Source organism: Gallaecimonas aegicerasi (assembly GCF_045291545.1).
GTDB lineage: Bacteria > Pseudomonadota > Gammaproteobacteria > Enterobacterales > Gallaecimonadaceae > Gallaecimonas.
The window spans coordinates 310056-331990 of the sequence record NZ_CP149514.1; the positions used below are offsets into that span (position 1 = coordinate 310056).

Annotated in this window: 20 protein-coding genes; 19 read left to right on the plus strand and 1 reads right to left on the minus strand. The window is 58.0% G+C overall.

Annotated features, from left to right (window positions below; all coding sequences use genetic code 11):
- Positions 1-42 precede the first annotated feature (42 nt).
- The 16 genes from mraZ to lpxC all read left to right on the plus strand — a co-directional run bounded on the left by mraZ (position 43) and on the right by lpxC (position 17437).
- Positions 43-498, plus strand: a complete 456-nt coding sequence (gene mraZ / locus WDB70_RS01535) for a division/cell wall cluster transcriptional repressor MraZ (RefSeq protein WP_406665920.1) — start codon at positions 43-45, stop codon at positions 496-498.
- Complete coding sequence (gene rsmH, locus WDB70_RS01540; RefSeq protein WP_406665922.1) at positions 495-1427, plus strand: 16S rRNA (cytosine(1402)-N(4))-methyltransferase RsmH; 933 nt, start codon at positions 495-497, stop codon at positions 1425-1427. The genes mraZ and rsmH overlap by 4 nt, the downstream gene beginning before the upstream one ends.
- Positions 1420-1734 carry a cell division protein FtsL gene (ftsL, locus tag WDB70_RS01545; protein ID WP_406665924.1) on the plus strand — a complete coding sequence of 105 codons (315 nt, stop codon included), beginning with the start codon at positions 1420-1422 and terminating at the stop codon, positions 1732-1734. Before rsmH ends, ftsL begins: the two co-directional genes overlap by 8 nt.
- Positions 1731-3479, plus strand: coding sequence for a peptidoglycan D,D-transpeptidase FtsI family protein (locus WDB70_RS01550; protein ID WP_406665926.1), 1749 nt, complete (start codon positions 1731-1733; stop codon positions 3477-3479). Before ftsL ends, WDB70_RS01550 begins: the two co-directional genes overlap by 4 nt.
- Positions 3472-4953 (plus strand): UDP-N-acetylmuramoyl-L-alanyl-D-glutamate--2,6-diaminopimelate ligase, encoded by a 1482-nt coding sequence (gene murE / locus WDB70_RS01555; RefSeq protein ID WP_406665928.1) that lies wholly within the window; start codon positions 3472-3474, stop codon positions 4951-4953. Before WDB70_RS01550 ends, murE begins: the two co-directional genes overlap by 8 nt.
- Complete coding sequence (gene murF / locus WDB70_RS01560) at positions 4947-6326, plus strand: UDP-N-acetylmuramoyl-tripeptide--D-alanyl-D-alanine ligase (RefSeq protein WP_406665930.1); 1380 nt, start codon at positions 4947-4949, stop codon at positions 6324-6326. Before murE ends, murF begins: the two co-directional genes overlap by 7 nt.
- Positions 6320-7399 carry a phospho-N-acetylmuramoyl-pentapeptide-transferase gene (gene mraY / locus WDB70_RS01565; protein ID WP_406665932.1) on the plus strand — a complete coding sequence of 360 codons (1080 nt, stop codon included), beginning with the start codon at positions 6320-6322 and terminating at the stop codon, positions 7397-7399. Before murF ends, mraY begins: the two co-directional genes overlap by 7 nt.
- A complete protein-coding gene (murD, locus tag WDB70_RS01570; RefSeq protein ID WP_406665934.1) occupies positions 7399-8646 on the plus strand; it encodes a UDP-N-acetylmuramoyl-L-alanine--D-glutamate ligase in 1248 nt (415 codons plus the stop codon). The genes mraY and murD overlap by 1 nt, the downstream gene beginning before the upstream one ends.
- Positions 8643-9809, plus strand: a complete 1167-nt coding sequence (gene ftsW / locus WDB70_RS01575; RefSeq protein ID WP_406665936.1) for a cell division protein FtsW — start codon at positions 8643-8645, stop codon at positions 9807-9809. Before murD ends, ftsW begins: the two co-directional genes overlap by 4 nt.
- Positions 9806-10870 (plus strand): undecaprenyldiphospho-muramoylpentapeptide beta-N-acetylglucosaminyltransferase, encoded by a 1065-nt coding sequence (murG, locus tag WDB70_RS01580; RefSeq protein WP_406665938.1) that lies wholly within the window; start codon positions 9806-9808, stop codon positions 10868-10870. Before ftsW ends, murG begins: the two co-directional genes overlap by 4 nt.
- On the plus strand, positions 10828-12285 hold the full coding sequence (gene murC, locus WDB70_RS01585) for a UDP-N-acetylmuramate--L-alanine ligase (protein WP_406665940.1): 1458 nt from the start codon (positions 10828-10830) through the stop codon (positions 12283-12285). The genes murG and murC overlap by 43 nt, the downstream gene beginning before the upstream one ends.
- Positions 12227-13177: a D-alanine--D-alanine ligase gene (locus tag WDB70_RS01590; protein ID WP_406665942.1), complete on the plus strand. Its 951-nt coding sequence runs from the start codon at positions 12227-12229 to the stop codon at positions 13175-13177. Before murC ends, WDB70_RS01590 begins: the two co-directional genes overlap by 59 nt.
- Positions 13178-13187: 10 nt before the next feature.
- The gene (locus WDB70_RS01595) at positions 13188-13910 is read left to right on the plus strand and encodes a cell division protein FtsQ/DivIB (protein WP_406665944.1); all 723 of its coding nucleotides are present in this window, start codon (positions 13188-13190) and stop codon (positions 13908-13910) included.
- A complete protein-coding gene (gene ftsA / locus WDB70_RS01600) occupies positions 13907-15145 on the plus strand; it encodes a cell division protein FtsA (protein ID WP_406665946.1) in 1239 nt (412 codons plus the stop codon). Before WDB70_RS01595 ends, ftsA begins: the two co-directional genes overlap by 4 nt.
- Before the next feature lie 32 nt (positions 15146-15177).
- Positions 15178-16374 carry a cell division protein FtsZ gene (gene ftsZ, locus WDB70_RS01605; RefSeq protein ID WP_406665948.1) on the plus strand — a complete coding sequence of 399 codons (1197 nt, stop codon included), beginning with the start codon at positions 15178-15180 and terminating at the stop codon, positions 16372-16374.
- Between the two features lie 142 nt (positions 16375-16516).
- Entirely contained in the window at positions 16517-17437 is a 921-nt protein-coding gene (gene lpxC / locus WDB70_RS01610) for a UDP-3-O-acyl-N-acetylglucosamine deacetylase (RefSeq protein ID WP_406667990.1), read from the plus strand.
- Here lpxC and WDB70_RS01615 read toward each other — a convergent pair.
- Positions 17434-17910: a DUF721 domain-containing protein gene (locus WDB70_RS01615; RefSeq protein ID WP_406665950.1), complete on the minus strand. Its 477-nt coding sequence runs from the start codon at positions 17908-17910 to the stop codon at positions 17434-17436. The two genes, lpxC and WDB70_RS01615, sit on opposite strands and share 4 nt — an antisense overlap.
- 16 nt (positions 17911-17926) lie before the next feature.
- Here WDB70_RS01615 and WDB70_RS01620 point away from each other — a divergent pair, with 16 nt between their 5' ends.
- The 3 genes from WDB70_RS01620 to mutT are packed head-to-tail and all read left to right on the plus strand — an operon-like array spanning position 17927 to position 21910.
- Positions 17927-18688 (plus strand): M23 family metallopeptidase, encoded by a 762-nt coding sequence (locus tag WDB70_RS01620; protein WP_406665952.1) that lies wholly within the window; start codon positions 17927-17929, stop codon positions 18686-18688.
- 50 nt (positions 18689-18738) lie between these two features.
- Positions 18739-21456: a preprotein translocase subunit SecA gene (gene secA / locus WDB70_RS01625; RefSeq protein ID WP_406665954.1), complete on the plus strand. Its 2718-nt coding sequence runs from the start codon at positions 18739-18741 to the stop codon at positions 21454-21456.
- 58 nt (positions 21457-21514) lie between these two features.
- Complete coding sequence (gene mutT, locus WDB70_RS01630) at positions 21515-21910, plus strand: 8-oxo-dGTP diphosphatase MutT (protein ID WP_406665956.1); 396 nt, start codon at positions 21515-21517, stop codon at positions 21908-21910.
- Positions 21911-21935 lie beyond the last annotated feature (25 nt).

Below are 21935 nucleotides of genomic sequence, written 5' to 3' on the forward strand. Positions count from 1 at the left end.
GTGGAAATTTGTGGTTAATCTTGTCGAAAAGAGGGCATAACTGTGTTTCGTGGCGCGAACGAACTGAGCCTAGACAGCAAAGGCAGGCTGGCCGTACCGACCCGGTATCGCCAGCAGCTTTTGGCGGACTGTGACGGCCAACTGGTTTGCACCATTGATATCTATCAGCCCTGTTTGCTGCTGTACCCGCTAGTCGAATGGGAAGTGATTGAACGCAAGCTCAGCCGTTTGTCTTCAATGAACCCGGTCGAGCGGCGTATGCAGCGGCTGCTGCTGGGGCATGCCACTGAAGTGGATATGGACAAACAGGGCCGGGTACTGCTGAGTGCTCCACTTCGCCAGCATGCCGGCCTGGACAGCAAAATCATGCTGGTTGGCCAATTCCACAAATTTGAAATTTGGTCAGACAGCGCTTGGCAGGCGCAGATCAGCGACGACATGGCTGCGCTGACAGACAACTTCCCCCTTACCGACGCCCTGAAGGATTTTTCACTGTGACCCAACACCTGAGCGTGCTGCTTAACGAAAGCCTGGAAGCACTGGCGATCAAGCCAGATGGTCTTTACGTCGACGGCACCTTTGGCCGTGGTGGTCACTCGCGGGCTATTTTGGCGCAGTTGGGGCCAACCGGTCGGCTGATCGCCATTGACCGTGATCCGGCGGCTATTGCCGAAGCCAAGACCATTACCGATCCGCGCTTTACCATTATCCAGGGGCCCTTTTCCGCGCTGGCGGAGTATTTGGCTGATGTGGCCGGTCAAGTGGATGGTTTATTGCTGGACCTGGGTGTGTCTTCGCCGCAGCTTGATGACGCGGAACGTGGTTTTAGCTTCTTGCGGGATGGCCCTTTGGATATGCGCATGGATCCGACCAGCGGGGAAAGTGCCGCCGACTGGCTGAACCGTGCTGACGCCGATGATATTGCTTTTGTACTCAAAACCTTTGGTGAAGAGCGTTACGCCCGCCGTATTGCCCGCGCCATTACCGAGCGCCGTATGACTGCGCCGCTGTCGCGGACCGGTGAGCTGGCTGAGCTGATTGCCAAGGCGGCCCCCAGTAAAGAAAAGCATAAGCATCCCGCCACTCGCTCATTTCAGGCCATTCGCATCTACGTTAACCGCGAGCTGGATGAAGCCAAGCAGGCACTGCATGGGGCTCTGGCGGTACTGCGTCCGGGCGGGCGTTTGGCGGTCATCAGCTTTCACAGCCTGGAAGATCGCCTGGTCAAACAGTTTATTCGCGCTCAACAAAAAGGGCCGGAGTTACCTCCGGGGTTACCCATTACCGACGACCAGCTACGTCACCACCAAACTCTCAAAGCAGTAGGCAAAGCCATTTTCCCCGGTGACCAGGAAATTACGGTTAACCCCCGAGCCCGCAGTTCAGTTCTGCGGGTAGCAGAGCGCACGGAGGCACCCAATGGCTGATCGCCAGCCCAGTTTGGTGCTGATTGTGGCGCAGGATATATGGCAGTCCAAGTGGCTGCTTTTGCTGTTTTTTGCGGTCATTGCTTCAGCCTTCTCGGTGGTGTATCTGGCACAAAGCAATCGCCTGCTTACCGCCGAGAAAGAAAAGCTGATGACGCAACGGGAAAACCTGGATGTGCAATGGCGTCATCTCAAACTGGAAGAAGGCACCTTGGGTGAGGACAGCCGGGTGGAAGGCATAGCTCGCCGCCAACTGGGGATGAAACAGGTTGATCACACTGATGAAAAGGTCATTGAGCTCAAATGAGCCGGCACGCACGCAACAAGCTTAAGCCAGGCATTATCGGCTGGCGCCACTTGTTCGCTATCGTTTTGATGGGCGCGGTATTTGTCGCCCTGTTGGCGCGTGCCGCCTACATTCAGGTGTTGCACCCAGACCGGTTGCGTGAGCAGGGTGACATGCGCTCGCTGCGGATCACCTCCACGCAAGTGTCTCGTGGTCTTATCACTGATCGAAATGGCGTGGATTTGGCCATTTCTGTACCGGTAGATGCCGTCTATGCTGACCCGAAAGTGGTGCTGGACAAAGGCGGGCTGCAAGATCGTCGCCGTTGGCAGGCGATGGCTGAGGTGCTGGGTACTGATGCCCATAGCCTGATGAGCAAAATCAGTGAAGATCCGAAACGACGCTTCGTGTACTTGCAACGGCAAGTTACCCCAGCCATGGCACAGTACGTGCGCGAGTTAAAAATTCCCGGTATTGGCCTAAAACACGAATCCAAACGCTATTACCCCACCGGCGAAGTAGATGCACACATCATCGGCTTTACCGATATTGACGACCATGGCCTGGAAGGTATTGAACGCACTTATGACGACCTGCTGACCGGCCAGCCGGGCAAACGCAAAGTGCGTAAAGACGGCTTGGGCCGGGTGGTGGAATCACTGGGGGTATTGCAGCCGGCTGAAAAGCCCAAGAACTTGCAGTTGACCATTGATCAGCGCATCCAGTCTCTGGCCTACCGGCAGTTGAAAAAGGCGGTGCAGTATTTCGAAGCCACCAGTGGTTCGGTAGTGGTAGTGGATGTGCCCACCGGCGAAGTGCTGGCCATGGCCAGCGTACCGTCTTTCAACCCTAATAACCGCGAAGATCTCAAACCTTACCAGTTGCGCAATCGTGCCATCACCGACGTTTTCGAGCCGGGCTCTACTGCAAAACCGCTGGCGATGATGGCGGCCCTGCAAGACAAGGTTGTCAAGCCTGGTGATACCGTTGACACCAATCCCGGCTGGATGCGCCTTGGCGGCCGCCGGGTCGCTGATCACCGCAATCTCGGGGTGATCTCGTTGTCCACCATTTTGGAAAAGTCGTCCAACATGGGTATTGCCAAGCTGGCATTGTCGATCCCCAAAGAAGATCTGCTGGGCACCTTTGCGGCTTTTGGTTTTGGCTCGAAAACCGGGCTAGATCTGGTCGGTGAGTCCAGCGGCTTGTTCCAGTACGACCGTCCACGCTGGTCTGATTTTGAGCTGGCGACCCTGGCCTTTGGCTATTCGGTCTCGGTAACGCCGGTGCAGTTGGCCCGGGCCTACGCCACCCTCGGCAATGCCGGGCGCCGTAACCCTCTGACCATTGTCAAGGGCCTGCCAAAGAGCCCACCTGAGCAAATAGTTCGGCCACAGGTCGCCAAAGAAGTGCTGCACATGATGGAGTCCGTACTTAAGCCCGGAGGTACCGGGGTCCGGGCGGCAGTACCGGGCTATCGCGTCGCGGGTAAAACCGGCACCGCCCGCAAAGCCGTAGCGGGTGGCTATGGTAACCAGTACGTTGCCAGTTTCGCCGGTATTGCCCCGGTGTCCAACCCGCGACTGGCGGTGGTGGTGATGATCAATGAACCCCAGGGCGACCAATACTATGGCGCGGAAGTGGCAGCCCCGGTGTTTTCAAAAGTCATGGGCGGGGCGCTGTCACTGTTGAACGTGCCGCCGGATGCCATTACCCCGGACATGCGGGTAGCCTCCCTTAGCCACAAGGAGGTTCCCCGTGGCTGAGTGGCAACTGGACACTTTGCTGGCTCCTTGGTGCGAACTGGATGTGACTGCCCGGGTGCGTGATATCACGCTGGATTCACGACAGTGCCGTGCCGGTACTCTGTTTGTGGCGATTGCAGGCCACCAGCTTGATGGCCGCAACTTTATTGATAATGCCATTGCCGAAGGAGCCACTGCCGTACTTGCCGAAGCGGACAGCCCGACAGTACAGTGGCGCGGCAAGGTACCTGTGGTGGCGCTACCGGAGCTGAAGCGGCGGCTGTCGGCTATCGCCTGGCGCTTTGTTGGTGAACCGGCAATTCGCCCGGTGGGTATTACCGGCACCAATGGTAAAACCACCACCAGTCAACTGCTGGTGCAGCTGTGTGACGCCCTGTCATGCCCGGCGGCGGTGATTGGCACTTTAGGCAGTGGCCGATTTGGTCGGTTAACCCCGGCTCGCAATACCACACCGGATGCGATCAGTGTCGCGCGCACCTTGGCCGAGCTGGCTGATGACGGCTGCCAGGTTGCCGCTATGGAAGTGTCCAGCCATGCCCTGAGTCAGGGGCGGGTCAGTGCCATTCCTTTTAGCGTGGCCGTGTTTACCAATCTCAGCCGTGACCACCTGGATTACCACGGCACCCTGGGGGCCTATGCTGCGGCCAAGGCGCAGCTGTTTGACTGGCCAAGTCTCAGTGCTGCGGTGATCAATGCTGATGATGAACTGGGTGAAGCCTGGCTGCGTGAACGCAAAGGCCGTCAGCCGACACTGGCGTACAGCCTGCACCCGCTTGACCCGACAGTTGCCGATCAGGTGCTCTACCTGACTGATATCAGGGCGCATGCCAGCGGCGTCCGTGCCAAGGTCGGTGGCAGCTTCGGCAGTGCTGAACTGTCATCGCCACTGCTGGGTACTTTCAACCTGGCGAACCTGTTGGCGGCAATTGGCGCGGGCTTAGCGCTGGGGCTGGAACTGAACGCGCTGTGTGCGGCGGCGTCGCTGGTAAAACCGGTTACCGGCCGTATGCAAACTTTTTCAACAGAGGGTACAGCCACCGTGGTGGTGGATTATGCCCATACCCCCGACGCCCTGAGAGCCGCCCTTGAAGCCTTAAGAACGCATACCCGCGGTAAGCTTTGGTGTGTCTTTGGCTGCGGCGGCGATCGCGATCCGGGCAAACGGCCACTGATGACCGAGGCGGTTGCCAAGGGTGCTGATATTGGCATTGTGACCGCTGACAACCCCCGCTCAGAGCCAGTGATGAGCATCATTCAGCAGATGTTGTCAGACCGCCAGTATGGTGACGCCATGCAAGTGGTTGCTGACCGTCGTGAAGCCATCGCTTATGCCATTGCCAATGCCGCGCCGGGAGATGTGGTACTGGTGGCCGGCAAGGGTCATGAGGACTATCAGGAGATCAACGGTCAGCGCCTGCCTTTCAGTGATATTGAAGAAGTTCAGCGTCAGCTGAACGGGGAGGTTTCATGCTGACACTGACACTCTCAGCTATTGCTCACGCTTTGGGCGGCGAGCTGCACGGCAACGACCTGAGCATCAGCGCGGTCAGTACTGATACCCGCGCCCTCAGTGGCGGCGAATTGTTTGTGGCATTACGGGGCGAGCGCTTTGACGCCCATGACTTTATTGACCAGGCCAGTGCCGCCGCCGCGCTGCTGGTAGAGCGGCCATTGGCGGCCGCACAGCCACAAATCGTCGTAAAAGATACCCGGGTGGCCCTGGGGCAGCTAGGGCAGCTGGTGCGCGACAAAGTGAACCCCAAAGTTGCAGCCCTGACGGGCTCTTGCGGCAAAACTACCGTGAAGGAAATGCTCGCTACCATTTTGGGCGAGTGTGCGCCGGTGCTGGCGACGGCCGGTAATTTCAACAACGACATCGGTGTGCCCTTGACCTTGTTACGGTTAACGGCGCAGCACCGCTACGCGGTAATGGAGCTGGGTGCCAACCACGAAGGGGAAATTGCATATACCGCCAGTCTGGTGCGCCCCGATGTGGCATTGATAAACAATGTTGCCCCAACACATTTGGAAGGCTTCGGTACGGTTGCCGGTATTGCCCGCGCCAAAGGCGAAATTTATGGTGCGCTCAGCGCCGATGGCATTGCCGTGGTTAACCGTGATGATGCCTTTGCCAGCGACTGGCTAACCAGCTTGGCGGGACGACCGGTATTGACCTTCGGCGAGCACCCTCAGGCGCAGATCCGGGCCGCCGACATTGTTGACCGGCACGATGACGGCCTAGCTTTTACCCTGTTATTGCCGGATGACAGCGTGGCGGTCACAGTACCGCTGCCGGGGCGGCACAATGTGCACAACGCCATGGCTGCTGCCGCCTGTGCGCTGGCACTGGGCGTGGGGGCTGATGCCATTCAGCGGGGTCTGGCAAAAGTACAGCCGGTGGCCGGGCGGATGAACATCCGGCCACTGGCCAATCGTGGCCGCTTGATTGACGACACCTACAACGCCTCAGTAGGGGCGGTGCGTGCCGCCATCGATGCCCTGGCCGGTTATCCGGGGCGGCGGGTGTTGGTGCTGGGCGATCTGGGTGAGCTGGGCGATAAGGCCCGTTATTACCATGCCGAGCTGGGCCACTATGCCAAAGCTCAGGGTATCGACAACCTGTTCACCGTTGGCGTCCTCAGCCAAGCCGCCAGTGATGCCTTTGGTCTGGGCAGTAAACATTATCAAAACAAAGAGACACTGGTCAGTGAAGTGGTGCTTGCCCTTGGCAGCGAAACCGCGCCGGTCAGTATTTTGGTGAAGGGGGCGCGCAGCTCCCGGATGGAGAGTGTTGTGGATTTAATTGCTGCCAGTACCCTGGCAACACCGTCGGAGGTGGCATGCTAGTCTGGCTTGCAGAATATCTGACACAGTTCATTTCCGGTTTTAACGTTTTTTCTTACCTGACGTTCCGGGCCATTCTCAGCATCCTTACGGCCTTGCTGCTGACGGTCTACGTTGGCCCGCGGATGATCAAAGCACTGGTGCGGCTGCAGGTTGGCCAGACCGTCCGTGATGACGGCCCGCAGTCGCATTTGTCAAAATCAGGCACCCCCACCATGGGCGGTTTGATGATCCTGCTGGCGGTATCGGTATCAACGCTGCTGTGGTCAAACTTGTCCAACAGCTATGTCTGGGTGGTGCTGTTTGTACTGTTGTCTTACGGCGTCATCGGCTTTGTAGATGACTACCGCAAGGTGGTGCGCAAAGATCCCAAGGGCCTGATCGCCCGTTGGAAATACTTCTGGCAGTCGCTGATAGCGCTGCTGGTGGCGGTTTTTCTGTACTGGCAGGCACGACCACAGGAAACCGAGCTGGTAGTGCCGTTTTTCAAGGATGTGATGCCACAACTGGGGCTGTTGTACATCCTGTTGACTTATTTTGTGATGGTGGGCACCTCCAATGCCGTCAACCTCACTGATGGCCTGGATGGCTTGGCGATCATGCCGACGGTAATGGTTGCTGCGGCCTTTGCGCTGATTGCTTATCTGACCGGTAACGTCAATTTCGCCAACTACCTGCATATTCCCTATGTTCACCAGGCGTCGGAGCTGGTGATTGTCTGCACTGCGCTGGTCGGCGCCGGTCTTGGCTTTTTGTGGTTCAACACCTATCCGGCCCAGGTCTTTATGGGTGATGTCGGCTCGCTGGCGCTGGGCGGTACCCTTGGCATCATCGCGGTGCTGGTACGCCAGGAAATTCTGCTGGTGATCATGGGTGGCGTGTTCGTGATGGAAACCATTTCCGTGATCCTGCAGGTGGGCTCTTACAAATTGCGCGGCCAGCGTATTTTTCGCATGGCGCCAATTCACCACCACTATGAACTCAAAGGCTGGCCGGAACCGCGCGTTATTGTGCGCTTCTGGATCATCTCATTAATGCTGGTGCTGATTGGCCTGGCGACATTAAAGGTACGGTAATGATTGGGGTAGTGGGTCTGGGACTCAGCGGCGTTGCCACAGTGAACTGGTTGCTTAGCCAGGGGCAGACTGTGCGCGCTTTTGATACCCGGCCCGTGCCGCCTGGGCTGGCAGAGCTGCCGGCTAACGTTGAGGTGGTCCTGGGGCCGCTGTCGGCCGCAGCTCTGAGTCAGTGCCAGCAGCTGGTGGTCAGCCCTGGGATCAGCATCCGTGAGCCAGCTATTGCCGGGGCCAAGGTGCCGGTGGTCGGTGATGTTGAATTGTTCGCCCGCCAGGCCCAGGCACCGGTGATCGCCATTACCGGCTCTAACGGTAAGAGTACGGTCACGACTTTGCTGGGTGACATGGCCGCCCGCGCCGGTATTAAGGTGGCAGTTGGCGGTAATATCGGTGTGCCGGTACTGGCATTGCCCACGGACGCCGAGCTGTATGTGCTGGAACTGTCGAGCTTTCAGCTGGAAACCACCAGCAGCCTTAAGGCGGTGGCGGCGACGGTGCTGAACCTGAGTCCTGATCACCTCGACCGCTATCAACACATGGCCGACTATGGCGCCGCCAAGTTACGTATCTACCAGGGCGCCGAGCATTGCATTTATAACAGCGATGATGCTGCTACTCGCCCGCCTGCGGCCGGCATCAGCTTTGGTGAACATGGCCGTTATCACTTGGCTGACGGTTACCTGTGCCGTGACCAAGAGCGCCTATTGGCCAGCTCTGAGCTGGCCATGCTGGGCCGACACAACTACTTCAATGCCCTGGCGGCACTGGCGCTTGGCGAGGCGGCCGGCCTGCCAATGCCGGCGATGTTAGAGAGCCTGCGCCACTTTCCCGGGTTGGCGCACCGCTGCGAATGGGTGGCAGAGAAAGCCGGGGTGCGTTTTGTCAATGATTCCAAGGCTACCAATATTGGCTCGCTGGAAGCGGCACTGAGCGGTTTTGCTGACATTGACGGTGATATTTTACTGCTGGCTGGTGGTGATGCCAAAGGCGCCGATGTGCAGCCGCTGGCGGCTAAGCTCGGCAAGGTTCGGGAGCTGATTTGCTTTGGTCGAGATGGTGCCAGGCTGGCTGCTCTGAAAGCGAACAGCCACTTGGTTAACTCACTTGATGAGGCCCTGCCGCTGGCCGCCAGCCTGGCACGGCCGGGCGATCTGGTGCTCTTGTCACCGGCTTGTGCCAGTCTTGACCAGTTCCGCAATTTCGAAGCCCGTGGTGAGCGCTTCCGGCAATTGGTGGGGGCGCTATGATTGCTGTCCTGCGCCAGCGGCTGTGGCCCGCAAAAACCGATACAGCCCTGTATGACCGCAGCCTGATTGTGGTGATCCTCGGGCTGATGGCCTTCGGCTGGGTGATGATCGCCTCAGCCTCGATGCCCGAGGCCACGCGTCTTAATGGCAACCCTTTCTACATCGTTTACAAAGAATCGGTGTTTGTGGTCGGGGCGCTGATCCTGGGGGCCGTGACCTTGAGTATTCCCATGGCGCGCTGGGCCCAGTACAACGGCTGGTTACTGGTGATGGCGCTGCTGCTGCTGGCGGGGGTGTTGGTGGTTGGCCACAGTGTTAACGGTGCTACCCGCTGGATCCGCATCGGCCCGCTGAACCTACAGGCGGCTGAGCCGGCAAAATTATTCCTGTTTGCCTATCTGGCCGGTTATCTGGTGCGCCGACACCAGGAGGTGCGGGAAAACCTGGTGGGCTTTTTGAAGCCGTTGGGGGTGTTCTTCCTGATGGCCCTGATGCTGCTGATGCAGCCCGATCTGGGGACTGTGGTGGTGATGCTGGTGACCACTCTGGGGCTGTTGTTTCTGGCTGGTGCCCGGCTCTGGCAGTTTGTCGCCATGATTGTGGTTGGGGTATCGGCACTGGTGCTGCTGGTTGTCACCGAACCTTACCGGATGAAACGGGTGACCGGCTTTTTAAATCCCTGGGCGGATCCTTTTGGTGCCGGCTATCAGCTGACCCAGTCACTGATGGCCTTTGGTCGTGGCGGCCTCACCGGGCAGGGGCTGGGCAACTCTATTTTGAAAATGGAGTACCTGCCGGAAGCCCACACCGACTTCATCATGGCCATTGTCGCCGAAGAGCTGGGTTTTATCGCCATTGTGCTGTTGATGCTGGTGATTTTCTGGGTGGTGTTACGGGCCCTGAAAATTGGCCGCCATGCCATGGCCAATGACCGTCACTTTGAAGGCTTTTTTGCTTACGCCATTGCCATCTGGGTGGCTTTTCAGGCTGCCGTGAACCTGGGGGTGGCCGCGGGTGCTTTCCCCACCAAGGGCCTGACCATGCCTCTGGTGAGTTATGGCGGTTCCAGTTTATGGATCATGACCATTGCTTTGAGCGTGCTGGTGCGCATTGACCATGAAGCACGACTGGCCGGGCAGCAGGCCCGGGGAGGACGCGCATGAAAAGGCTGATGGTGATGGCCGGTGGCACCGGTGGGCATATTTTCCCGGCGCTGGCGGTCGCACAACACCTGCAAGAAGAAGGCTGGCAGGTGGACTGGCTGGGCACTCCCACCCGCATGGAAGCGGACATTGTGCCCAAATACGGTATTGCGCTGCACTTCGTTGACATCCAGGGCGTGCGGGGTAATGGCCTTAAGCGCTTACTGGTAACACCTTTGAAATTACTCAAAGCTGTGTGGGATGCCTGGCGGCTGTTTGGCCGGGTTCGGCCAGCGGTGGTACTGGGTATGGGCGGCTTTGCCTCCGGCCCGGGCGGTATTGCTGCGAAATTGCGCGGTATTCCGTTGCTGCTGCATGAACAAAACGCTGTCAGCGGTGTCACCAATCGCTATCTGGCCAAAGTGGCCAACCAGACCTTGCAGGCCTTTCCCGGGGCTTTCAAGGATGCCCCAGTGGTTGGAAACCCGATCCGCGCCAGTCTGTTCAGTCTGACTCGGATGCGCCATCAGCCGCCGCTGCGGGTCTTGGTAATGGGTGGCAGCCTTGGTGCCCAGGTATTCAATGAGGTGCTTCCGGCGGCCTTTGCCAGTGCCGGTGTTGCCCTGGCAATCCGCCACCAGACTGGCAAAGGCCGTAGTGAGACGGTGAAGGCGCGCTATCAGCAACTCGAGCAGCAAGCAACGGTATCGGACTTTATTGACGACATGGCCGAAGCCTATCAGTGGGCTGACGTGATGATCGCCCGGGCTGGGGCGCTGACCGTGTCGGAACTGGCGGCGGTTGGCCTGCCGGCTATTTTGGTGCCGCTGCCCATTGCCGTGGACGATCATCAGACGCAAAATGCCCGCTTTTTAAGCGAGCAGGGGGGCGCCGTGCTGGTACCCCAAAGCCAATTTACCGCCGAGCGCGTGGCCTCTTTGCTGCGCGAATGGCATGACGATCCCGAGCAGCTGGTGCGTATGGGCAATGCCGCACACCAGCTTGCCAAGCCGGATGCCACGGAAGCTGTGGCAGCGGTATGCCGGCAGTTGGCCGGTGTCAGAAAGAGAGCAGGTGTATGACCAGAACAGGCCCGATGCGGCGAGTAGAGCGAATTCATTTTGTTGGCATCGGTGGTGCCGGCATGGGCGGTATCGCGGAAGTCTTGCTCGGCGAAGGCTATGACATTACCGGCTCGGATCTCAGCGATAACCCGGTGACGCAGCGCTTGGCAGCACTGGGCGCCACCATCTGGCCGGAACATAAACCAGAACAGGTTGATGGCGCCTCCGTGGTGGTGGTATCCAGCGCCATCAAGGGTGACAACCCGGAAGTGCTGGCAGCCGCCGAAAAACGTATTCCGGTGGTACGCCGGGCAGAGATGCTGGCGGAGCTGATGCGTTTTCGCCAGGGAATTGCCGTAGCCGGCACCCACGGTAAAACCACCACCACCAGCCTGGTTTCGGCCTTGTTGTTTGAAGGGGGCCTGGACCCGACTTTTGTTATCGGTGGCAAGCTCAACTCCCATGGCACCAATGCGCGCCTAGGCACCGGTACCTACCTGGTGGCCGAGGCGGACGAGTCCGACGCCTCTTTCCTGCATTTGCAGCCACTGATGGCGGTGGTCACCAATATCGAACCGGATCACATGGACACCTACGGTGGCGATTTCGAGAAACTCAAAGGCACTTTTGTCGACTTTCTGCGAAACCTGCCGTTCTACGGGCTGGCCGTTTTGTGTGTGGACGATCCTGTTGTCAAAGAGCTGGCCAACCCGGAACTGGGCCGCCAGTACCTGACTTACGGTTTTGACGAACAAGCGGATGTGCGCGGCCGTGATTTTTCACAGCGCGCCAACCAGAGCCGGTTTGTGGTGGAACGTAGTGGCCATGCGCCGCTGTCGGTGACGCTCAACCTGCCTGGTCAACACAATGCGCAAAATGCCCTGGCTGCCATCGCCATTGCCACCGACCTGGGGATCAGTGACGCCGCCATTCAATCTGCCCTGGCGAAGTTCCAGGGTATTGGCCGGCGGTTCCAGCACTATGGCGACTTCAACACCGCCAAAGGGCAGGTGATGCTGGTAGATGACTATGGCCACCATCCCTCAGAAGTGGATGTGACCATCAAAGCGGCTCGCGCCGGCTGGCCAGATAAACGGCTGGTAATGGTGTTTCAGCCACACCGCTACAGCCGTACCCGCGATCTCTATGAGGATTTTGCCGAAGTACTCAGCCAGGTTGATGTGTTGCTGATGCTGGATGTATACAGCGCTGGTGAAACGCCTATTGCCGGCGCTGACAGCCGTTCGCTGTGCCGCACCATTCGCTCCCGTTCCAGCCTCGATCCGGTATTTGTTTCCAGTATCGCCGATGTGGCCAAGGTACTGAACGATGTGATGGCTGATGGCGACCTGGTGATCACTCAGGGCGCAGGGAATGTCGGCACTCTGGCGCGGCAGCTGGCAGACGCCGGCCTGGAGGTGGCCAGTGAGTAAAGTGGCGGTATTACTGGGAGGGCGCTCCGCTGAGCGGGATATTTCCCTGCTGTCAGGGCAGGCGGTACTGCGTGGCCTGCGCGCCGCCGGAGTGGATGCTCACCCGTTTGATCCAGCCGAGCAACCGCTGCTGGCGCTGAAGTCTCAGGGCTTCGAGCAGGCCTTCATTGCCTTGCATGGCCGAGGCGGGGAAGACGGCACCGTGCAAGGGGCACTGGAGTGGTTGGGTGTGGCCTACACCGGTAGCCGTGTGCTGGGGTCAGCGCTGGCTATGGATAAAGTGCGCAGCAAGCAGATCTGGCAGGCCATGGGGTTACCCACAGCACCGTTCTGGGTGCTCTCTGGAACAGGCTTGGACAGCGATCTGGCCACTGCTATGATGGCTGCGCCGGTGATGGTTAAACCATGCCGGGAGGGCTCCAGCCTGGGTATGACCAAGGCCTGCAATCTTGAACAATTGCATGCCGCCGTAGCCCAGGCAGCAGCGCTGGATGATGTGGTACTGGTAGAGCGCTGGATCGATGGCCCTGAATTCACCGTGGGTATTCTGGACGGGCAGGCATTGCCGGTGATCCAGATGAAAACACCCAACAGTTTTTATGACTATCAGGCCAAATATCAATCCAATACCACCCAATATCTGGTGCCCTGTGGCTTGCCTGCTGAGCAGGAAACAGCGCTGCAAGAACTGGCGTTGGCCGCTTTTAACGCCGTTGGCGCAGAAGGCTGGGGGCGGGTTGATGTGATGTTGGACGCGAATGGCCAGATGCAATTGCTGGAAGTGAATACGGTGCCAGGGATGACAGAAAAGAGCCTGGTGCCGAAGGCGGCCGCTGCTATGGGGATGGATTTTTCCACCCTGGTATGCCGCATCCTGGCATCGGCCCGTTAAGGACCGGCCGGTGCAGCGGTGGCAGTTTTGGCTGGGCCTAGGCTTTTTTGCCATGGTACTGGTCGGCTTTACAGCCAGTGGTGTGGCGTTGTGGCACACCATGCGTGACCAGGGGCGGTTACCGGTGGAGCAAATCGAGGTGAAAGGGGCACATCCCCACACCCCGGCTGCAGCCATCAAAGCCGCCTTGCGAGCACAACCATTGGGCAGCTTTTTCACGGTTGACGTGAACGATGTGCAGCAGCGGCTGGAAGCACTGCCCTGGATTTATCAGGCCTCGATACGCAAGGCCTGGCCAAGAACCCTGCAGGTGTTTTTGGTGGAGCAGCAGCCGGTCGCACGCTGGAATGGTCAGGCGCTGCTTAATGAACAGGGGCAGGTATTTACTGCCAAGCCCGGCAAAGCGGAAGCCGCTTTGCCGGCGTTATACGGCCCCGAAGGCGATGCTGCTGAGGTGCTGGCCGGCTACCAGAAGCTGGCGACGCTGCTGGAAGACAACGGCTATCAGCCGGCAGCAGCTTGGTGCAGTGACCGTAACGCCTGGTCGCTGCAGCTAAAAAATGGCCTGAAGATTATTCTCGGGCGGGAAGACACCCTCAGGCGGGTGCAACGGTTTATCGACAGTTTCCCTTATGTAGAGGGAGGCAAACGCCAACCGGCATACCTGGATATGCGTTATGACACCGGGTTTGCCGTGGGTTGGCAGCAACAGGACGAGAAGAAGACGCCATGACCAAGGCAACAGACAGAAAACTGATTGTCGGACTGGATATCGGTACCTCCAAGATTGTGGCGGTGATCGGTGAAGCCTTGCCTGATGGCCAGCTCAATGTACTGGGCGTGGGTAATCACCCATCCCGAGGTATGGACAAGGGTGGGGTCAATGACCTGGACTCCGTGGCCCAGTCGGTACAGCGGGCGGTAGATGAAGCCGAAGTAATGGCTGACTGTCAGGTCAGCGCAGTTTACCTGGCCATCTCCGGCCGGCATGTGCGCTGCCAGAACGAGTCCGGCATGGTACCCATCAACGATGCGGAAGTGTCGCAGGATGACGTGGAAGCGGTGATCCACACCGCCAAGTCGGTACAGATCCCGGAAGGGCGGCGCATTCTGCACGTCTTGCCGCAGGAGTTTGGTATCGATTACCAAGAGGGTATCAAAAGCCCTATCGGGATGAGTGGCGTGCGCTTAACCGCCAGTGTTCACCTGGTGACCTGCGCGAACGACATGGCCCGCAACATCATCAAGTGTGTGGAGCGTTGCGATCTTAAGGCTGACCAGCTGATTTTCTCGGCGCTGGCGTCCAGTTACGCGGTACTGACCGACGACGAAAAAGAGCTGGGTGTCTGTGTCGTTGATGTGGGTGCCGGCACCATGGATATGGCGGTGTTTACCAATGGCGCCATTCGCCATACCGCAGTGATCCCTGCCGCCGGTAATCAGGTGACATCGGATATTGCGAAAATCTTCCGCACCCCGCTTAGCCATGCCGAAGAGATCAAAACCCGCTACGCCTGTGCCATCAAGAGCCTGGTGAGCAAAGAAGAGAACATCGAAGTGCCGTCCGTGGGTGGCCGGCCTTCACGCACCATGAGCCGCCACACCCTGGCGGAAGTGGTGGAACCGCGTTACCAGGAGCTGTTTGAACTGGTACAGGAAGAACTGCGCAAGAGCGGTTTGGAAGAACAGATCGCCGCCGGCATTGTACTGACCGGCGGCACCGCCCAAATGGAAGGCGCCATTGCTTTTGCAGAGGAGCTGTTCCAGATGCCGGTACGCCTGGGTGTACCGCTACCGGTAAAAGGGCTGAACGACTACGTGGCCGACCCCCGTTTCGCCACCGCCATGGGTTTGCTGCATTACGGCAAGGATGACAATGCAGTGCGCCGCAGTGAGCGACATTCGGTAGGGGAAGGCGTCAGTAGCCTTTGGAGCAAGCTGCAAAGCTGGTTCAAAGGGCATTTTTAAGGACACAGGCAGAACGATTGGAGACGAGAATCATGTTTGAATTTGTTGAAGGCCATACCGATGAGGCCGTCATTAAGGTCATCGGCGTCGGTGGTGGCGGCGGTAACGCTGTCCAGCACATGGTGGAACAAACTATTGAAGGCGTGGAATTCATCGCTGCCAATACGGATGCGCAAGCGCTGAAAACCTCCAAGGCGGATGTCACTATCCAGCTCGGTGCCAATGTCACCAAAGGGCTGGGTGCTGGCGCTAACCCGCAGGTAGGTCGTCAGAGTGCCGAAGAAGATCGCGAGCATATCCGGGAAGTGCTGGAAGGCGCCGATATGCTGTTCATTGCCGCCGGTATGGGTGGCGGTACCGGCACCGGTGCTGCGCCAGTGGTAGCGGAAGTGGCCAAAGAACTAGGCATTCTGACCGTTGCGGTGGTCACCAAGCCGTTCCCCTTCGAAGGCAAAAAGCGTATGGCTTATGCACAGGAAGGGATCAGCCAGCTGGAAGCACACGTTGACTCGCTGATCACCATCCCCAACGAGAAGCTGCTGAAGGTGCTGGGTAAATCCACCAGCTTGCTGGACGCCTTCAAGTCTGCCAACGACGTGCTGCTGGGCGCCGTAAAAGGCATTGCCGAATTGATCACCCACCCGGGCATGATCAACGTCGACTTTGCTGATGTGCGTACCGTGATGAGCGAAATGGGCAAAGCGATGATGGGTAGCGGTGTCGCCCGCGGTGAAGACCGTGCGCAGGAAGCGGCTGACCTGGCCATTTCCAGCCCGCTGCTTGAAGATGTGGATCTGGCCGGTGCCCGTGGCATTCTGGTTAACATCACCGCAGGTATGAACCTCAGCATTGAAGAGTTTGAAATTGTTGGTAACGCCGTGCAGGGTTTTGCTTCCGAGCACGCCACTGTGGTGGTCGGTACCACTATCGATGCCGAGATGGATGAAGATATCCGTGTGACCGTGGTCGCTACCGGTATTGGCGGCGGTGAGCGTAAGCCAGAGATCACTTTGGTGCAGCAAAATCCGGAACCGCCGCGTCAGCCTGTAGCCCAGCCTAGCGGTGACGGCACCCATGGCCGTCCGATGCCGGTCGCCAAAGGGCAGTCACAACCGGCTCAGGCGGAGCTGCGTAAGCAGGACGAACCCGCGCCGGCACCAAAGCGTAACAGTCAGGCGGATCTGGACTACCTGGATATTCCGGCGTTTTTGCGCCGCCAGGCTGACTGAACGGCGCAGCCCTAACGGGCGGAAGTGAACAGTAGAAGGCCATACCCTGTCATTGGTATTGTCACCTTCTGGTGTTATACTACTGCACCTTTTTTTCAGGTAAGACCAGTTGTGGCTTACCTTGTGAGATGCGAGGTCAATGATGATCAGGCAACGAACCCTTAAAAGCGCTATTCGCGCTACTGGCGTCGGCTTGCACAGTGGTAACAAGGTTACCTTGTGCCTGCGTCCGGCACCGGTAAATACCGGGGTTGTGTTCCGTCGCGTCGATCTGGACCCGGTGGTCGAGATCCCGGCGGATGGTAGTCTGGTTCAGGACACCATGCTGTGTACCTGCCTGCATGGCGACGGTGGTGTCAAAATCGCGACTGTTGAGCATCTCAGTGCTGCTCTGGCGGCACTTGGTATCGACAACCTCTATGTGGATGTTGATGCTCCGGAAGTACCGATCATGGACGGCAGCGCCAGCCCTTTTGTGTTCCTGTTGCAATCTGCCGGCATCGAGGAACAGTCAGCCGCCAAAAAATTCATCCGCATCACGGATACGATCCGGGTGGAAATGGGCGACAAGTGGGCTGAGTTCCGTCCTTACGACGGCTTTAAGATGGATGTGGCCATCGACTTTAAGCATCCGGCCATGGAAGGGCGTAATCAGCGCCTGGAAATGGATTTTTCCACGACATCCTTTGTTAAGGAAATCAGCCGCGCCCGGACGTTTGGCTTTATGCGGGACATTGAAACGCTGCGGGCCAATAACCTGGCCTTGGGTGGTTCAATGGAAAACGCGGTAGTGCTGGATGATTACAAGATCCTCAACAATGAAGGGCTGCGCTACGAAGATGAATTCGTTAAGCACAAGCTACTGGATGCGGTGGGTGACCTGTTCCTGGCCGGCCACTCGATCATTGGTGAGTTCCGTTCATTCAAGTCCGGCCATGCGCTGAACAACCTGATGGTGCGGGAAATCCTGGCTCATCAGGAAAAGTGGCAAACAGTCACTTACGAAGATGAGGGCGATGCGTCTCCTATCGCCTACTTGTCTCCGAACCTCAGCCTGGCCTAATCCGTCGACCCTTCTTCCTTGCGGCGCTCACTGAGCGCCGCAAGTCTTTTCAGGCTCCGCTGCAAAGCTGGCGGCGCTTCATCTGCTAGAGCCAATAGTGAGGCTGCTGCGCCAGCACTGATTTTTCGCGGGTTGGGCCGCGGCGTTGCGATAACGTTCGGGGCCGCCTTGTTGCAGGCCGGGTTGATCCGCAGATCAATGCTGGTTAGGCTGGGGAGCATTTGCCGCATCTGGCTTAACAACAAGGTCCGTTGCAGGCGTAGCTGGCTCAGCCAGGCTGCACTGCCGGTTTCGAGTACCAGAATACCTCCGCGCAAGTTGGCAACCCGGCAATGGCCGGACAGTGGCGCTGGCAAAACCTTTTCCAGGTGCTGCTGCAACGCCGCCAGTTGTCGTGCCTTGCGTGACAATGACGCTAAGCCACTGAGGCTTTGCTGCATAAGGTCTTCCAGGTTGCTCGGTTGCTCGGACATAACAAAGGCCTTCACCATGACACTGACGTTCATTATCAACGGCCGCGGCCGCCAACGGCAATGGCAATTGCCGTTATGGCTGTTAGCTGCACTGATAGTGACAGTCGTGTTACTGAGCTGGAGCTTGATGCCTGCGGCGCAAGCTACAGTACCGGCTGCCACCAGCAGTGATCAGCTGGCCGCCGCGCGTTATCAGAATATTCAGCAGCAGCTGGCCGAAACCCGTGCGCAATTAGCCAGCCTGACAGTGCGGGCAGAGCTGCTGTCCCGGCAGCTGGGGCTGGGGCCGCTACCGGAGGTGCCGGTGCCCGGACAACTGCCGCAACTGGATAAAATCTATCAACTGCTTGAAAAATGGCAGGGGCGCCACCATGTCACAGAGCTGACGTCGCCATTAGCACATAGCCGGCTTTCGTCCGGGTTTGGTTATCGTACCGATCCTATTAATGGCCAGCGTCGTTTTCACAGTGGCCTGGATATGGCGGCCGGTATCGGTACCCCGGTACATGCCAGCGGCCCCGGTGTAGTGACCTTTGCCGGTGCTTACGCTGGCTATGGCAAGTTAGTGGAAATTGCCCATGGTAATGGCTTGGTGAGCCGCTATGGCCATAACAGTCAGCTATTGGTGACGCGCGGCGAACAGGTAAAACAGGGGCAGGTTATTGCCCGGGTGGGGGAAACCGGCCGAGCCACCGGCCCTCACCTGCATTTTGAAGTACAGGCGTTTAACCGGCCCCGTAACCCGGCAGATTACCTCTATCGTCACGGCGGCCTTTAAGGAATAATAACCGGCACTCGAGCCGGGCCACATATCGAAAAGACAGGATTATGTTCACACAATTTCTCACCAAGATTATCGGCAGTCGCAACGACCGCACTATCAAGCGCCTCGGCAAGGTCGTGGCCCGGATCAATGCTCTGGAGCCACAATACGAAGCCATGGATGACGACGCGTTGCGCGCCAAAACTGCGGAGTTTCGCAGCCGCCTCGATAAAGGTGAGACGCTCGACGACATTCTGCCGGAAGCCTTTGCGCTGGTACGTGAAGCCTCCAAGCGTATTTTTGGTATGCGCCACTTCGACGTGCAGATGATTGGCGGCATGGTGCTGCACCAAGGCAAAATTGCCGAGATGCGTACCGGTGAAGGTAAAACCCTGACCGCCACCCTGTCTGCTTACCTGAATGGCCTGACCGGCCCGGTGCACGTGGTGACGGTGAACGATTACCTGGCTCGTCGTGATGCTGACACCAACCGGCCGCTGTTTGAATTTCTTGGCCTGACCGTAGGCGTTAACGTTCCCGGCATGGGCCCGGACGAAAAACAGCAGGCCTATGCCACCGACATTCTGTACGGCACCAACAACGAGTTTGGTTTTGACTATCTGCGCGACAACATGGCGTTTAGCCCGCAAGAGCGGGTACAGCGCAAGCTGGCCTTTGCCATTGTCGATGAAGTGGACTCCATTCTTATCGATGAAGCGCGGACTCCGCTGATCATCTCTGGCCCGGCGGAGGATTCGTCCGAGCTGTATCGTCAGATCAACAGTATCGTGCCGAGCCTCCAGCGCCAGGCTGAAGAAGATAAAGAAGGGGAAATGGGCGACGGCGATTTCACTATTGATGAAAAAGCCAAACAGCTCTACCTGACCGAACGTGGCCAGGTACACATTGAGGAAATCCTCAAAGAAAAGGGCATGCTGGAAGAAGATGACAGCCTGTTCAGTGCCAGCTCCATTAGCTTGCTGCACCACGTGAATGCAGCGCTGCGGGCGCATCATCTGTTCCACAAAGATGTCGATTACATCGTTGCCGATGATGAAATTGTTATCGTTGATGAACACACCGGCCGGACCATGCCGGGGCGGCGTTGGTCCGAAGGTCTGCACCAGGCGGTGGAAGCCAAAGAAGGGGTGAAGATCCAGAACGAAAACCAGACGCTGGCCTCCATCACCTTCCAGAACTATTTCCGCCTTTACGACAAGCTGTCCGGTATGACCGGTACCGCTGATACCGAAGCCTTCGAATTCAACCATATCTATGGCCTGGAAACGGTGGTGATCCCGACCAATAAACCGATGATCCGTGATGACATGCCGGATCAGGTCTATCTGTCGGCAGAAGAAAAATACGACGCCATTATCACTGACATCAAAACCCAGCGTGATAAAGGCCGGCCCATTCTGGTGGGGACCATTTCCATCGAATCTTCTGAGCTGTTGTCACGGCTGCTGCGCAAAGAAGGCATTCCACATCAGGTACTGAATGCCAAGTACCATGCCATGGAAGCGGACATTGTTGCCCAGGCCGGCCAGCCTGGCGCCGTGACCATTGCCACCAACATGGCAGGCCGTGGTACCGATATTATTCTTGGCGGTAGCTGGCAGGCCGAGATCGACAAGCTCGATAACCCCACCGACGAGCAAATTGCCCAAATCAAGCAGCAGTGGCAAGAACGCCATAACGCCGTGCTGGATGCCGGTGGTCTGCATATTATTGGTACTGAGCGTCACGAGTCACGCCGTATCGATAACCAGCTGCGGGGCCGTTCTGGCCGTCAGGGTGACCCGGGCTCCAGCCGTTTCTACCTGTCTATGGAAGATGCGCTGATGCGGATCTTCGCCTCTGATCGTGTTACCAACATGATGAAGCGGCTCGGCATGGAGCATGGTGAAGCCATCGAACACCCCTGGGTGAACCGCGCCATCGAAAACGCGCAGCGTAAAGTGGAAGGCCGTAACTTCGACATGCGTAAGCAGCTGCTGGAGTACGATGACGTGGCCAACGACCAGCGCCGGGTGATCTACGACCAGCGCAATGAGCAGATGGATGCCGATAACATCAAAGACACCATCGATGCCATTCGCGCCGACGTCGTAGAAAAAACCATCAGCGCCTATATTCCGCCAGAGTCTCTGGAGGAAATGTGGGATGTAGCCGGCCTGGAAGAACGCCTGCGCGGCGACTTTATGCTCGCGATGCCCATTCAGCAGTGGTTGGACGAAGACGACAAACTGCATGAAGAAACCCTGCGTGAGCGTATCCACGAAGTGGTTGAAAATGCTTACCGGGCCAAAGAAGAGCAGGTGGGCGCCGAAGTGATGCGGCACTTTGAAAAAGCGGTGATGCTGCAAACCCTCGATGGCCTCTGGAAAGAGCATCTGGCGGCTATGGATCACCTGCGTCAGGGCATTCACCTGCGTGGTTATGCGCAGAAAAATCCCAAGCAGGAATACAAGCGTGAAGCCTTTGAGCTGTTCACCGAAATGCTGGAAAGCCTCAAGCATGATGTGGTGACTATTCTTTCCAAAGTGCAGGTGCAGGCTGAGGAAGACGTCGAAGCGGTAGAAGAACAGCGTCGTCGCGCCGAACAGGTGCCGCACCAGTACCAGCACGCTGAAAGCCATGCCCTGACCGATAATGAAGCCGCGGAAGCTGCAGGCGCCGTTGAAACGGTAATGCGTGATGGTCCGAAAGTTGGCCGTAATGACCCGTGCCCCTGTGGCTCCGGCAAGAAATATAAGCACTGCCACGGCAAACTGGCGTAACGGCAGGTAAGATCAGCAAAACGGCCTTAATGGGCCGTTTTGTGTTTGAGGGCAAGCCATGAAAAAACGTATCCATGTCGCCGTTGGCGTGGTCGAAAATGGCCGGGGTGAAGTGTTCCTGACTAAACGTCTGGCGCACCAGCACCAGGGCGGCAAGTGGGAATTTCCCGGCGGCAAAGTGGAACCGGGCGAAGCGGTACTGACAGCACTGGACCGGGAGCTTTGCGAGGAAATCGGCATCAATGTGGTGGTGGCAGAGCCCTTGCTACTGGTCGAACATGATTATCCGGACAAGGCCGTAGCGCTGGATGTGTACTTGGTGCGTGGCTTTGTTGGCCAGCCCCACGGCCGCGAAGGGCAACAGGGCGGCTGGCACGCTATCAGTGAACTCGACGAGCTGGAATTTCCGGCGGCCAACGGCCCTATTCTGGAAGCGGTCAAGGGGTTAAACTGATACCCACAAGGGTATCTTGGAGAAC